Below are 14915 nucleotides of genomic sequence, written 5' to 3'. Positions count from 1 at the left end.
AAACGCTTTCTCATCGTATTCATAATCGAGTACGAACATATGGATACATGAGTACCTACCTACCATTACATAGGATGTAATAATGCAAAAATCACTCTTCAAACTTACGATGTTGGCGACGTTTGTCTTAGGTATCAGCGCCTGTAGTGGAGACAACAAAACTACTGACGACTCTGCTGCTAGCTCAGACGCTAAAGCTGCCAAAACATTGCTATATTGCTCAGAAGGTAGCCCTGCTGGATTCGATCCAGCGCAATATACTTCTGGTACGGATTTTGATGCGAGTGCCTTCCCTATTTACAATGGCTTGGTAGAATTCAAAAGAGCGGAGACTGAGATTCAACCAGGGTTAGCTGAGAGCTGGGAGATTAGCGAAGACGGCAAGACTTATACCTTTAATCTACGCAAAGGGGTTAAATTCGGTACAACTGACTACTTTACTCCAACTCGCGATTTCAACGCAGATGACATTGTCTTTACGCTAGAACGTATCACTGACCCAGACTTTGAATTTAACAAAGCTTATCCTGCTGAATTCCCATATTCGGTCGGCATGGGGCTACCTGATATTATCTCTAATATCGAAAAGGTTGACGACTATACGGTAAAAATTACCCTTAGCGAAACCAATGCGCCGTTCCTACAGAACCTAGCGATGCCTTTTGCTTATATTGGTTCTGCTGAGTACGCAGATCAATTGCTAGCCTCTGGCAATGCTGCTGATATCAATACTAAGCCAGTCGGTACTGGACCTTTCGTCTTTACCTCATATCAAAAAGACGCGCAAATTCGTTATACCAAAAACCCAGACTATTGGAATAAAGACGACATCTATATCGACAACCTAGTGTTTGTCATCACTAAAGACTCGGCAGTTCGTGCACAGAAAGTGCAAGCTGGCGAATGTCATGTGTCCGCTTATCCAAAACCTGCCGAAATCGAATCTGTCAAAAAATCAGGTAAAGCCACTGTTCTCGATCAGCCTGGCTTCAACGTCGGCTATGTCGGTTATAACGTAGAAAAACCTCAACTGAGCGATCTTAAAGTGCGTCAAGCATTAGATATGGCGATCAACAAAGACGCTATTATCAATGCGGTTTATCAGAGCGAAGGCCTCAAGGCAACCAATCCAATGCCGCCAACGCAGTGGGGCTATGATGAGTCACTTAAAGATGCGCCTTACGACGTCGAAAAAGCAAAAGCACTAATCAAAGAAGCTGGCGCGGATAATCTTTCTATCAATCTATGGTATATGCCAGTTCAGCGTCCGTACAACCCAAATGCCAAGCTAATGGCTGAAATGCTACAAGCAGATTGGGCGAAGATTGGCGTCGATACCAAGCTTGTGACTTATGAGTGGGGCGAGTACCTAAAACGCGCTGCTAAAGGCGAGCCTGATGTCATTCTAGCCGGCTGGACTGGCGATAATGGTGATCCAGACAACTGGCTTGGCTCATTACTGTCTTGTGACGCAGTCGGTGGCAATAACTACTCGCGCTGGTGTAACAAAGACTTCGATAATTTGGTGACCAACGCCCGTCAGATTAACAATCAAGATGAGCGTGTCAGTGAATACGAGCAAGCTCAGCAGATATTCAAAGAGCAGCTTCCTTGGACGACAATGGCGCATTCGGTAGTGACGGTATTCACCGCACCAAATGTGGTCGATTATAAAATCAGCCCACTTGGCTCAATACGCTTCGATGGTGTAAAAGTTGAATAACCTTGACTGATTAATTCCGTTACAACATAAGCAATTTATTCATTTTATTCATTCATATAAGTGCGGCTGGGTCAGATACTCTGCTCCAGCCGCACTTATATGAACAATATGAATTAAGCACTTTGTCACGGATCTCTTCATCATCGCTAATACTCTAATCATTGAACCACAACTATTGAGCAGCCCATGCTACTTTATATTCTGCGTCGTATTGCCATTTTAATACCCGTCTATCTTGGCCTAACGCTATCGACTTTTACTCTGATTCGTCTCGTACCTGGAGATGCGGTAGAGATTATGATGGGCGAGCGTATGGTCGATCCCGAGCTACATGCTCGTGCCCTAGAAAGGCTAGGATTAGACAAACCACTCGTTGCCCAGTATTGGGATTATTTGACTGGCATCTTAACGGGTGATTTCGGTCAGTCCTTTCGTACTCGTACGCCCGTACTACAAGACTTCTTTGCTCACTTTGTTCCTACTTTAGAGTTGGCGTTATGCGCTATTGTCATCGCTAGTGTTATTGGTGTTAGCTTAGGCATCTTTGCTGCCCTGCGCCGTGGTACATGGATTGATTACACCCTCATGTCAGGCGCGTTGGCAGGATACTCTATGCCCATCTATTTATTGGGCCCTATCCTGACTGGTATCTTCGCTCATTATTTAGGTCTACTGCCCGTCGCTGGGGTGATATCTGTCGCACAGTTTTTAGATGTGCAACCACTGTATGGGTCATGGTTACTCGGCTCACTAATCTCAGGAGAGCCTGGCGCGTTTTGGAACGTGGTCAAACACTTTATATTGCCCTCTATAGCCTTATCGACCATTCCGTTAGCGATGATTGCGCGGATGACACGCTCTGCAATGCTAGAGGTATTAGATGAAGACTATGTGCGTACAGCACGAGCCAAAGGCTTATCTCCACGCCGAGTAATACTGGTTCATGTCATGCGTAACGCCTTGATTACTGTGGTTACCGTCGTTGGCCTACAGATGGCGACATTACTCGCAGGTGCCATTATTACCGAGACTATCTTTAGTTGGCCAGGCGTTGGTAATTGGCTACTCGATGGGTTTTTCACTCGTGACTACCCTATTGTACAAAATGGTATTTTATTGGTCGCCACCGCTCTGATTTTGGTTAGTTTATTTATTGATATTTTGTATGGTCTGATCAATCCACGTATTCGCCATACTTCTTAATTTAACATTAATAAATACTCACATTATAAATAGTGATGATTAGCGCTCAAGTGAAGTTTTAGCAATGCTTAGTACTTTTTTATGAATAAGATTCTAAAAAATGTCACTGCGCTAGCCACTATAGGAAATGCTCATGAAGCCTTCTGTTCTCCCCTCTGATGTCAATCTGATGGCAGCCACACCGCCGTCATCTTGGCAGCTATTTTTATCGACGTTCTGCCGAAACAAAGGCGCCGTGATTGGTTTTATCGTACTGGCATTGATGGTTCTAGTTGCCATACTTGCGCCTGCTATTGCCCCTCACGATCCTTACGAGCTGTTCACCGGTCAAGAGCAATTGCCACCTGCCTTTTTAGATGGCGGCAATGCGATGTTTTGGCTAGGCACTGATGATGCAGGCCGAGATACATTGTCTCGAGTGATGTATGGCGCGCGTTATTCATTATTTATCGGTCTAAGCGCGACGACTCTGGCGATGTTGGTTGGTATTTCTTTAGGTCTGAGTGCAGCATTTTGGCCAAAGGTCTGGGGCAAGGCGGTCATGTTGGTCAATGATATTCTGATGTCATATCCGAGCTTGCTATTGGCGATTATCATTGCCGCTATCTTAGGTCCTTCTATGACCAATACGATTATTACGATCGCACTGGTCTGTACACCGCCTTTTATTCGTCTGACTCGTGCCACAGCAATGGTAGAGCTACAACGTGAGTATTTTATTGCCTCACAAGTGATGGGCGCTGGCGTGCTCAGATTGTTGTTTATCACCATTTTGCCCAACTGTATGGCACCGCTTATCGTACAGGCAACGATGATTTTCTCGTCTGCTATTTTAGAAGCGGGTGCGATTGGTTTCCTAGGTTTTGGCGTACAGCCACCTGATGCCGAATGGGGCGCGATGCTAGGTACGGCACGTCAATATATTCAAAGTAATGTTTGGCTAGCAATCTGGCCGGGTGTCGCTATCTTCTTAGCTGCACTATCGATTAACCTGACTGGTGATGGCTTACGCGATGCGCTAGATCCTAAATTAAAGCAGGTGACTTAAGATGACTGAACCATTAATTAATACGCCTATCACTCATACGTCTATGAATGGTGCATCAACAAAAGACGCACCATTGCTGTTAGATATCGAAAACCTGTCGGTCACTTTTGGACAAGGGGTGCGTGCCTTTCGCGCAGTCGATGATGTGTCGCTAAAGATTACCCAAGGTGAGGTCATCGCTGTCGTTGGTGAATCTGGCTCAGGTAAATCAGTCACCATGATGGCGCTGATGGGGTTATTGCCACCTTCTGCGACCGTTCGTGCACAGCGAGTGGTATTTGACAATAAAGACATGCTTAGTATGTCAGCCAAAGAGAGACGCGGCATCATTGGCAAAGATATCTCTATGATTTTTCAGAACGCTATGTCTTGCCTAAATCCAAGCTTTACGGTTGAGATGCAGCTAGGTGAAGTTCTACGCAAGCATCTTGGTTTACGAGGCGCAGCGGTACAAACACGCATCTTAGAACTGCTAGAGTTGGTCGAAATGCCCGATGCCAAAAACCGTCTCAAAGTCTATCCGCATCAGCTATCAGGCGGTATGAGTCAACGGGTTATGATTGCGATGGCCATTGCTTGTGAGCCAAAACTGCTTATCGCAGATGAGCCAACCACTGCGCTCGATGTCACGGTACAAGCGCAGATCATGGATTTGCTGAGCCGATTGCAACGCGAAAAACAAATGGCGATGGTATTAATTACCCACGATTTGGGCCTTGTCGCGCAAAACTCGCGTGATGTCGCGGTTATGTATGCGGGACAAGTGGTAGAAACCAGTACCGTACCGGAGATTTTCCAAAATCCTGCTCATCCTTATACCGAGGCATTACTGCAAGCCATCCCAGAGCTCGCTATCGGTCAAGACCGTCTAAACAGCTTGCCCGGTGTCGTGCCAAGTCAATATGACCGGCCAGCTGGTTGCTTGTTGTCTCCTCGTTGCCCTTATAAAGAGCCTGCTTGCGAAGTACCGCCACCTATTTTAGATACGCCCAATGGCAAGGTGCGTTGTATTGATTCTAATATTACCTCTCGCCCCTCTCACGCTGCTACCCTGGAGTCACAAGTATGAGTAATAAAGTGGTCCTAAAAGCAGACAATCTACACAAGCACTACCCAGTATCACAAGGTCTGGGCAAAGCAAAGGCCTACGTAAAAGCGCTCAATGGCGTCTCATTCGAGCTTGAAGCTGGCAAGACATTGGCCGTAGTTGGTGAGTCAGGCTGCGGAAAATCCACCCTTGCCCGCCAGTTGACACTGATCGAATCGCCTACACATGGTGAGCTATTTATCAACGATGAAGGCACCACAGGCTATAGCAGAAAAGCGCTAAAAGAGCTGCGTACTGAAATTCAAATGGTCTTTCAAAATCCTTATGGTAGCTTAAATCCGCGTCATACCATTGGCTATCAATTGACAGAACCATTGGATATCCATACCAAACTGTCTAAAGAGGAAAAGCGCGACAAAATCAACGAGATGATGAGACATGTCGGTCTACGTCCCGAACACGCTGGTCGTTATCCGCATATGTTTTCGGGTGGTCAGCGTCAACGTATTGCCCTCGCCCGCGCCATGATGCTCAACCCTAAAATCGTCGTCGCTGATGAGCCAACTTCCGCACTCGATGTATCTATTCAGGCGCAAGTCTTAAATCTATTTATGGATTTGCAGGATGAGTATCGTACCGCTTACGTTTTCATCTCGCACAATTTGTCGGTCGTGCGCCACGTCGCTGATGATGTGATGGTGATGTATTTGGGTCAAGCTGTTGAACACGGCCCCAAAGAAGCGATTTATAATGCGCCAAAGCACCCCTATACCATCGCCCTATTGGCTGCTGCCCCAACGGTAAATGGTCATAAGAATGACTTAACCCTACAAGGTGAGCTGCCAAGTCCGCTCAATCCACCAAGTGGTTGCGCCCTACATAAACGCTGTCCCTATGCCAAGCAGCAATGCAGCGAAATAGAGCCGCAACTGCGCGAATGGGACGGTCGATTGGTTGCTTGTTTACGTTTAGAAGAGATATATGGTTAAGGTGACTAAGGTTAAAATGATTAAGGTTAAGATGATTAACGACTAATCAATATTAACCACACCGCGGCACTTAGGAAATTTGCTACAACCAAAAAAGGTCTGACCTTGATTCAGGCCTTTTTTTGCCACGCGCTTGATCATCTCACCGTTACATCTCGGGCAGGTTGGCGTTTGAATTAAATCAGCTGTATGGTCTATCACCTCAATTGTCGCAGGTTCATTAACTTTTGGCTCAGATTCTACGATCTCAAACGGCGTAAGAAAAACCTTATCAGCAATATCGTGCGATGTAATTGTATGCTGAATATCTGCCTGCTGAGTGTCCATACTATCAATTGGTAAATCGCTAGATTCAATGTCAGTCTGACCCGACCATCGATGCACTTCCCTACTTTTTAGAATAGCTCGTTTAGCGGTCTCTTTTACTATCGGCTCTGGTATAGACTCATGAGCCACTTTAGCAACTGGTTTATCATTAGTATTATCGCTAGGCTGCTTATTTGTATTTTTGCTTGAATTGCTATGCTTGTCTTTTAGATAGGCTTTATGCTCTCGATTGGTGCGCCAAGACTTACTAAATCTATTGCTATTAATCTGCGCAACGATAGATGCAACCTCATCTTCAGTGAGTATCTTATTTTGCTTTTCCTTCACATAAGACACCATACCACTCGTCAATACATACTCGGGCAACTCATCGCGGGTTTTTAATTCGCACTCACCGATAAAAGCAATCATCGAATGAAAGTAGCTCAACTCCAAGCCTAATAAATCTGCGAGCGTCTTAATGTGCAAGTAGTTTTGGCGCAATGGGTTTTGGAATTTGAATTTACTTCCATTTGGGAAGGCTTGCGTCCACTGTCTTTGGTTCTCGCTACCATATATCCAGCCTTTATAGTTTTTGGTTTCGATGACAAAGATGCCGTATATAGAGACGATGATATGATCAATCTGGGTACTGCCACCATTAGCTCGTGGCAAGGTAATACCGTTTAATCGGTGGTAGACGTCTTTTTCAAGCTTTAGCCACATGGCGACATTAATGACGGTTTCACCTAGGAAACCTTTAAAGCTGGATTTTAGGGACATTGTTTCTTACTCTATCGATAGTATCTACTTAATTGGCACTTACACCAAATATTCATTTAATATAACCAGTAAACTAACCTTTTAGCGACTCACTCCATTGTCTGATATAGTCCATTTGCTTATTTACTGTGGTTAATTTACTTTCATCATCACAACGATCAAAAGTTCGAGCCCTATTGGTTGCTCGCTTTCCTATTTCAATTATATAGCCAACTTTTCCTTGTGACATTTGCTGCCCCATACTTGAGCAGACAAAATCTAATCTACATCCATTGATACATATAACAATGTTTTTAGGCTCTAATAGTGCCCTTAGTCCGAATAAAGCCTTATAAAAATCACTATCTTGAAATTGATACCTGCCAAGTTCAGCCAATACAAGAGTTAGCCCAACATTTTCAGAAGAATCCGAATAGCTTTCAAATATTAACTCAGCACTTTCTTTAATTTTATTGTTATAGATAGCTACTTTTTGATGCACGATATTCATCTTTATATCCAGCCTTTATAATTTTTGGTTTCGCCTAGGAAACCTTTAAAGGAGGATTTTAGGGACATGGTAGCGATCTTTAGAATGGTTATAGAATGTACTAGGCGTAATACCAAGACTCTTTAAACTTAATTAATCAGCACTCTCTTACGATGCTTTAAAGGCTTGGCATAAGCAGAAGAACATGATTTGATATGTTTATAAAAACTCTTATAAACCCGATCATACTCTTCATCAAGCTGTTTAAGTACATCTAAAGTACTATCGTTAGGATTAGTTTCATGTTCATGCTGTGCATTTATCAGGTCTCCCCCTGCATTTAAAAACAACTCATATTTTTTCTCAAGTTCTGGAAAATATAAAGCTATCAATATTTCTATCTTGCCACCTTCTCTGTAAAATTCATCAACGTCTAAAGCTTCATCGCAACTGCTTAAAAAAATTTTGGATTGAACTTCCTGAATAATGGCTGCAAAATCAACCAGTCTAAAAACCACTTCCTCAAACTTTATTCTCAAAAAGGCTTCATACTCCTTTTTGCGTTCAGATCTCTGAGTAATGAGAATACCGCATAGTCCAAACATTCCGATTATGCAGGCTGCTATCAAGCCTTCACTTAGTTCAATCTGTTTTAGCCATGTAATAGCATTTGCCAGTTCGATACTATCCATCTAATTTTTCCAGTTCTATAGTCATATAATTTATTTTTATATGAGAGCTGCACAAGAAATAAAACTTAACTTTGTGAGCAATCAGTCCATTCTAATTTACCACTAAATCATCATGTTGAGGCACAGAATTTAGTACTGATTGCAGCAGTTATTTTACCGATAGCCATATTGATGAAAGCAGACCAAAAGAAAAGTCAAAGATTAAGCCATAAAAAGAGCCACCAGATTTCTCTGATGGCTCTTTTTTTAACAAAAACTAAGTCAGGTTGATTACACCAAACTATTTACTGCTTCGACCACAGCGTCAGTCGTGATACCGAACTCTTTATACAAATCACTAGCAGGAGCAGATTCGCCATAAGTCGTCATACCGATGACTTTGCCATCTAGACCAACGAATTTATACCAGTAATCTACATGCGCGGCTTCGACTGCGACGCGAGCACGGATATTGGCAGGTAATACGGCTTCACGATAGCTAGCATCTTGCTCAACGAAAATCTCAGCACATGGCATAGAGACCACACGGACGCCAACACCATTTGCGCTCAAGGCTTCATACGCTTCCATCGCTAGGCCAACTTCTGAACCAGTGGCGATGATGATAGCTTGTAGCTCACCTTGTTCTTTTGCCAGTACATAACCACCTTTGGTGATGTTCACTACTTGCTCGCTATCACGTGCTTGATGTGGCAAGCTCTGACGACTAAAGATCAATGCTGATGGGTTGTTTTCTGATTTGATTGCTTCTACCCATGCGCTTGCAGATTCAGTCGCATCACAAGGACGCCATGTACGTAGGTTTGGCGTGGTACGTAGGCTAGTCAATTGCTCAACTGGCTGATGCGTTGGGCCATCTTCACCCAGACCGATAGAGTCATGCGTATAGACATGGATGACACGCTGCTTCATCAACGCGCCCATGCGTACCGCATTACGTGCGTATTCCATAAACATCAGGAACGTCGCGACGTAAGGAATAAAGCCGCCATGCAATGCAATACCGTTGGCAATCGCAGTCATACCGAATTCGCGCACACCGTAATAGATATAGTTACCGTCAGCGTCTTTTTCGATGCCTTTCGCGCCTTTAAATAGCGTAAGGTTTGAGCCCGCTAAATCTGCTGAACCACCCAATAGTTCTGGCAATAGTGGCTGCAAGCTGTTGATAGCATTTTGACTGGCTTTACGACTAGCAACATCACCACCCGCTTCTTGCGTTTGCTGAATATAAGCTTGCGCTTGGCTAGCAAAGTCAGCAGGCAATTCGCCATTTAGGCGGCGTGATAGTTCTGCTGCAAGCTCTGGATAGGCTTTCTTATATGCTTCAAAGTCTGCATCCCAATTCTTTTGCTGTACGTCGCCTTTGGCTTTAGCATCCCACGCTTCATAGATTTCGTCATCTAATTCAAATGGGGCATGCTTCCAAGATAGCGCATCACGAGTCAAGGCGATTTCATCATCACCAAGTGGTGCACCATGACTGGCGGCTAGACCTTGTTTGTTCGGGCTACCAGCACCGATCGTGGTTTTACAAATAATTAGACTTGGCTTAGCAGTCTCTGCAATGGCTTGCTCAGTCGCTTGCGTGATTGCATCAGTATCATGACCATCGACTTTGATCACTTGCCAGCCGTAAGACTCAAAACGCGCTTCGGTATCATCGGTGAACCAGCCTTCGACGTTACCATCGATTGAGATACCATTGTCATCATAGAAGAATACCAGTTTGCCAAGAGCTAGTGTGCCAGCGAGCGAGCAAACTTCATGACTGATACCTTCCATTAAGCAACCATCGCCTAAGAATGCATAGGTATGGTGATCAACGATATTATGGCCTTCACGGTTGAACTGTGCGGCAAGTGTCTTCTCTGCGATCGCAAAACCAACCGCATTAGCAATACCTTGTCCTAGTGGACCAGTCGTCGTTTCTACACCAGGCGTATAACCAAGTTCAGGATGCCCTGGGGTTTTTGAATGCAGCTGACGGAAACCTTTTAGGTCATCAACGCTCACATCGTAACCTGATAAATGTAGCAATGAATAAATAAGCATCGAGCCATGACCGTTTGACAGTACAAAGCGATCACGGTTGTGCCAATTAGGATCTGCTGGATTGTGCTTCAAAAATTTGCGCCACAAAACTTCGGCAATATCAGCCATACCCATTGGCGCACCCGGATGTCCAGAGTTGGCTTTTTGAACCGCGTCAAACGACAGTACACGGATGGCATTGGCTAGTTTACGTTCGCTAATTGGAGCTGGCATAGAGTGTCCTAATATTCGAATGAGTAGTATAAAGATAAGATGAGAGTTTACTCAGAGGATAATCCACCAAAAACGCGGCAGGCGTCCTCAATGGATAGGCTATAAAATAAAAATGCAATATTAACATATTTGCTATGAGCCTAGCCAAAAATGCGGTGACAAGACCGTTTATATTTAGCAATGACTCACATCAGTTTTGTTAAACGATAGACAGTTATATATTTCAATTTAAGTTATAAATAATAAGCTGCGAGTGACCTAAGTGACAAGCAGCTCATTACTTATAGTCAATCTATTAAACTGAAATAGTCTCAGTACCGCCCATAAACGGACGTAATACTTCTGGAATCGTAATGCTGCCATCAGCATTTTGATGGTTTTCCATCACTGCTAGTAGCGTACGACCCACGGCCAAACCTGAACCGTTCAAAGTATGAGCCAAGCTAGTTTGTTTGCCATCTTTGACACGCGTACCCATACGGCGCGCTTGGAAATCACCACAGTTAGAGCAGCTAGAGATTTCACGATAGGTATCTTGGCTTGGTAGCCATACTTCGATGTCATAGGTCTTTTGTGCAGCAAAACCCATATCGCCAGTACATAGCTGTACCGTGCGGTATGGCAAGTTCAACTGCTGCAAAATATATTCAGCCTGTCCTGTCATCGCTTCTAATAGGTCATCGGACTGATCGCTAGTACCGACATTGACCATTTCCACTTTTTCAAACTGATGCTGACGAATCAGACCGCGAGTATCACGCCCATGTGAACCTGCTTCACTACGGAAACATGGCGTATGCGCCGTGAACTTTAATGGCAACTCTTTAATATCCAAACGCTCACCACGTACCAAATTGGTCATTGGTACTTCAGCGGTTGGGATCAAATAAAAATCCATCTCATCGTTATTAGTGTGATTGCTTAGCTTAAACAAATCATCTTCAAACTTAGGCAACTGACCCGTACCTTTCAAGCTATCGCTATTGACGATATAAGGTACATAGGTCTCAAGATAGCCGTACTTCATAGTATGCGTGTTCAACATGAATTGAATTAGTGCGCGATGCAATTGTGCCAATTGACCTTTTAGCACGTTAAAACGGCTTCCAGTCAACTTAGTCGCTGCCTCAAAGTCCAGCATACCAAGCGTCTCACCGATATGAGTATGATCTTGAATTTCAAAATCAAACGTACGCGGCGTGCCCCATTTGCGCACTTCTACGTTATCCTCTTCTGACGTACCGACTGGTACATCCGCCGCCGGAATATTCGGAATTTGCAAAGCCGCTTGAGTGATGCGCTCTTGTAGCGTACGTAGCTCGTCTTCCGCAGCTTTAATCTCACCGCTAACGCTTTGCATCTCAGCCAATAGCTCACTGGCATCTTCGCCTGATTTTTTTAGGGCACCTACTTGCTTAGCACCAGCATTGCGGCGCGATTGCAACTCTTCGGTTTTTACTTGTAGAGACTTGCGCTCGTTTTCAATCGTCTGCCAGAACTCCATATCAAGCTCATAACCACGGGTGGCTAGCTGCTGCTGTAGGTCGCTTAAATCGCCGCGTAAGAGTTTCGGATCAATCATAGTAGTTGCCTGTAACACTAAAGGTGAGTAAAAGGTTTAAAAGTATTATTAATAGGGTAATTGCCTAGCACATCGCTATCACGGTCTTTGTGATAACTGGCTATGACGTTATGTTTTATATCAACATATCTTGTAGTCGCTATAATACCAAGACACGGCAGATTTGACCATGTTTTGGATATCTTTGGCTACTTTTCCCTGTTTTTGGCTGACTCTCACTAGCTTTTGTTCATTATGCTAATCGCTTATAGCAAGTTATTATGTTTTTAATTGCTCACTTTTGCTTTCGTCTAGTCTGAATAAGCTGAGTATAGAGCTTGAACTACGTCATTAATATGACATCTATCCGTGAACAGTCTTGCTTATATGTTTCATTTAGGAGTACTTTTCGGTAAGATAAGCGCATACCTTTATTCACGTCTAGCCAAGTACGGCATCGCTGCTTCGCTTTGGCAGTTTTAATCCAACGCTTTTAATATAAGTATTTGAGAAACCTTTATGGCCCTGTACCCCTACACGCTCCAACCTGTCGCCTTAAACCTAACTGAGGCTGAATTCCACCAAGCACAGTATGAACTGTTTGCCAGTGCCAGCCCGTCTTTTGGTTTATCAAGCTTTAAGACCAAAGAGTGGATCATCATGGCAGTGGTTGTGGTACTTGCTATTGCAGGACTTATCTTTGTAACAGGCTATTCAACCATTATCTTTTGGTTAATGCTGGTTGGTGTGGTGATATATCTATTGGCGCGTACTTTAGGTTTTAAATGGTACGTAAAAAGAGAGTTTGACAAACAAGTGGCCGACCAAGAGATGCCAGATGAAATGCGCCAAATGAAGTTAGGTGTACAAAAGCATGGTCTAGTCATGGCGATGCCAAGCAACCAGCCTGATATGATGAAAAACTCGCAAATGCGCGGTATGCAAATGCGTGCAGGCGCAACTCAGCAAGCGGTTATTCCTTGGACCTCTATCAAGAGCTGGGATGAGACTGACGACTATATCTTTATGATGTTTGAGCTAAAAGGTCAGCAAGGTAGCCAAATCGTACCGAAACGCTTGCAAGCACAGAAGTTTCCTATCGATACGATACGTCAACATTTACAAGAAGTGGTTCCCGTTAAAGGCTTAAATCCTGAAAACTTGCAGCCACCAGCGTAAATGTAATGAGGTCTCTCTATCGTTTAGAAAAACAGTAAAGAGACTTGGTTTTAGTTTTATAAAACCAATCGTAAAATTGTATTTATTAAATTTAACTTATTAATAATAGTTTGCTATTATTATAAGCATCAAAGGAAGAGATAGAGTTTATATTGATAGCTACAGATAAAAACTAAAGTATTTTCGCTGTATTTCAATTGATTAGAGTCTTTATTCTTCTTTATTTATTATCATATAACTACACTCACACTATAAGGACAATACTATGAGCAATTCTAACAATGCTACTAACCAGATCGGTCTAGAAAAAGCAGACATGAGCGAAGTCATCGCCAAGTTAAACAACCTACTATCGACGTATCACGTGTTTTATCTAAACGTACGTGGCTATCACTGGAATGTAAAAGGTGAGCATTTCTTTACTTTGCATCCACAATTTGAAGAGCTATATACGTCACTACAATTACAAATTGATGAAATCGCTGAGCGTATCTTGACTTTGGGTGGTACACCACTTCACGCTTATAGCGATTTTACGCAGCATACTAGTATTAGTGAAGACAAAAACGTCAAAGATGGCACAAGCTGTGTCAAAGGCGTAGTCACTGGCTTACAAGCGTTAATTGCAGAGCAACGCCAAGTATCAGCGTTAGCAGAAGAGAGCGAAGACCAAGGTTCAGCTGACCTAATCGATGCTTACGTACAAGAGCAAGAAAAACTGGTATGGATGTATAACGCGTTTTTGGGTTAAGAATCGTTAGATTTTACTAGGCTAAATTTTAATAAGCCTAATGATCATCAAATACTAAATAATAAAAAAGCACCTAATTAGGTGCTTTTTTATTGTCTATCTTTTAGAAAAGACTGTTTTATTTTTCGATCCATTGACGCATTTTTTCACGTTCAGCAGGCGTGGCTTGTAGCCATACTTGCATAAACGTATCTAACGTACTAGTAGAAGTATTTACGCTAGATGTTTGCTTAACAGTGGTCGTGCCAGTGTTGACGTTGCTAGTAGAATTTACTACTGGTTGATCTAAAGAGGCGATAGCACGTTGGTTCTGTAACTCTGCATCACCTGCACCGCCGAACACGCCGCCTAGCGCTTTACCAAGGCCTGAAAATAGACCACCTTGGTTACCGGCCATACTTTGCTGGCTAGCAATGACAGTATTGTTTTGTTGCACAGCGAGCGTAGGCTGCTTGGCATATTCTCTAGCAGCTTCATAATCTTCTGGTTGATTAGGCATAGTCAAACGATATGTTTGATTGTCGGCCAATTGTGCCGTCACACTGACATTACCTGAACGCAAGTAATCATGCTCATCACGACGCAAGTTATATAAACGGTCATACTTAGCAGTAATAGCATGTTGTCCAGGCTGTAACGTAAATGTTTTCTGCAGCGGCTGAAAAGCGCTCTGCTGAATTTCCTGCCCATTAATAGCAGTTACTTTGATATGGTCATCAACCTGTAGAGTAACCGCTGCCTGTGACAACATAGAAACCAAGGCAGCCCCCACCAACAACGTGCCTATCGTTAATTTCTTTAGCAAAAAAGTATTCGATTTCATAAGTTATTCCATTAATAGTAAAAGCGAGTTGGACAAAAGATTCGTATTCTTACGGTTATTCATTTTTTGCTG

At 43.4% G+C, this 14915-nt stretch carries 13 protein-coding genes; 7 read left to right on the top strand and 6 right to left on the bottom strand.

Annotated elements, in window-relative coordinates; genetic code table 11:
* Positions 1–82: 82 nt before the first annotated feature.
* From CXF69_RS08425 to CXF69_RS08405, 5 genes are all read left to right on the top strand, one after another.
* The gene (locus CXF69_RS08425) at positions 83–1723 is read left to right on the top strand and encodes an ABC transporter substrate-binding protein (RefSeq protein ID WP_101206324.1); all 1641 of its coding nucleotides are present in this window, start codon (positions 83–85) and stop codon (positions 1721–1723) included.
* A 186-nt stretch (positions 1724–1909) separates the two neighbouring features.
* A complete protein-coding gene (locus CXF69_RS08420) occupies positions 1910–2926 on the top strand; it encodes an ABC transporter permease (RefSeq protein WP_101206323.1) in 1017 nt (338 codons plus the stop codon).
* Positions 2927–3059: 133 nt separating this feature from the next.
* Positions 3060–3974, top strand: a complete 915-nt coding sequence (locus tag CXF69_RS08415; RefSeq protein WP_057761128.1) for an ABC transporter permease — start codon at positions 3060–3062, stop codon at positions 3972–3974.
* 1 nt (position 3975) lies between these two features.
* On the top strand, positions 3976–5043 hold the full coding sequence (locus tag CXF69_RS08410; RefSeq protein ID WP_228706759.1) for an ABC transporter ATP-binding protein: 1068 nt from the start codon (positions 3976–3978) through the stop codon (positions 5041–5043).
* The gene (locus CXF69_RS08405) at positions 5040–6011 is read left to right on the top strand and encodes a peptide ABC transporter ATP-binding protein (protein WP_057761132.1); all 972 of its coding nucleotides are present in this window, start codon (positions 5040–5042) and stop codon (positions 6009–6011) included. The genes CXF69_RS08410 and CXF69_RS08405 overlap by 4 nt, the downstream gene beginning before the upstream one ends.
* 42 nt (positions 6012–6053) lie before the next feature.
* Here CXF69_RS08405 and CXF69_RS08400 read toward each other — a convergent pair whose 3' ends face one another.
* From CXF69_RS08400 to serS, 5 genes are all read right to left on the bottom strand, one after another.
* Positions 6054–7100, bottom strand: a complete 1047-nt coding sequence (locus tag CXF69_RS08400; protein ID WP_101206322.1) for an NERD domain-containing protein — start codon at positions 7098–7100, stop codon at positions 6054–6056.
* 73 nt (positions 7101–7173) lie between these two features.
* A complete protein-coding gene (locus tag CXF69_RS08395) occupies positions 7174–7590 on the bottom strand; it encodes a hypothetical protein (RefSeq protein ID WP_101206321.1) in 417 nt (138 codons plus the stop codon).
* Positions 7591–7718: 128 nt separating this feature from the next.
* Positions 7719–8261 carry a hypothetical protein gene (locus CXF69_RS08390; RefSeq protein ID WP_102078581.1) on the bottom strand — a complete coding sequence of 181 codons (543 nt, stop codon included), beginning with the start codon at positions 8259–8261 and terminating at the stop codon, positions 7719–7721.
* 270 nt (positions 8262–8531) lie between these two features.
* Positions 8532–10529: a transketolase gene (gene tkt / locus CXF69_RS08385; RefSeq protein WP_101206319.1), complete on the bottom strand. Its 1998-nt coding sequence runs from the start codon at positions 10527–10529 to the stop codon at positions 8532–8534.
* A gap of 295 nt (positions 10530–10824) precedes the next feature.
* On the bottom strand, positions 10825–12111 hold the full coding sequence (serS, locus tag CXF69_RS08380; protein ID WP_101206318.1) for a serine--tRNA ligase: 1287 nt from the start codon (positions 12109–12111) through the stop codon (positions 10825–10827).
* 498 nt (positions 12112–12609) lie between these two features.
* Here serS and CXF69_RS08375 point away from each other — a divergent pair, with 498 nt between their 5' ends.
* Together CXF69_RS08375 and CXF69_RS08370 are read left to right on the top strand one after the other, a co-directional pair.
* Positions 12610–13269, top strand: coding sequence for a YcxB family protein (locus tag CXF69_RS08375; protein ID WP_101206317.1), 660 nt, complete (start codon positions 12610–12612; stop codon positions 13267–13269).
* A 265-nt stretch (positions 13270–13534) separates the two neighbouring features.
* On the top strand, positions 13535–14020 hold the full coding sequence (locus CXF69_RS08370) for a Dps family protein (RefSeq protein WP_101206316.1): 486 nt from the start codon (positions 13535–13537) through the stop codon (positions 14018–14020).
* Positions 14021–14138: 118 nt separating this feature from the next.
* On the opposite strand, the gene CXF69_RS08365 is transcribed toward CXF69_RS08370, so the two are convergent.
* On the bottom strand, positions 14139–14843 hold the full coding sequence (locus CXF69_RS08365) for a DUF2057 family protein (RefSeq protein WP_101206315.1): 705 nt from the start codon (positions 14841–14843) through the stop codon (positions 14139–14141).
* Positions 14844–14915: the final 72 nt, after the last annotated feature.

It is taken from the genome of Psychrobacter sp. Choline-02u-9, assembly GCF_002836505.1.
In the GTDB taxonomy this organism is placed as follows: Bacteria; Pseudomonadota; Gammaproteobacteria; order Pseudomonadales; family Moraxellaceae; genus Psychrobacter.
Note: the sequence above shows the minus strand (reverse complement) of the source record. Positions and strands in the feature narration are given on the sequence as shown.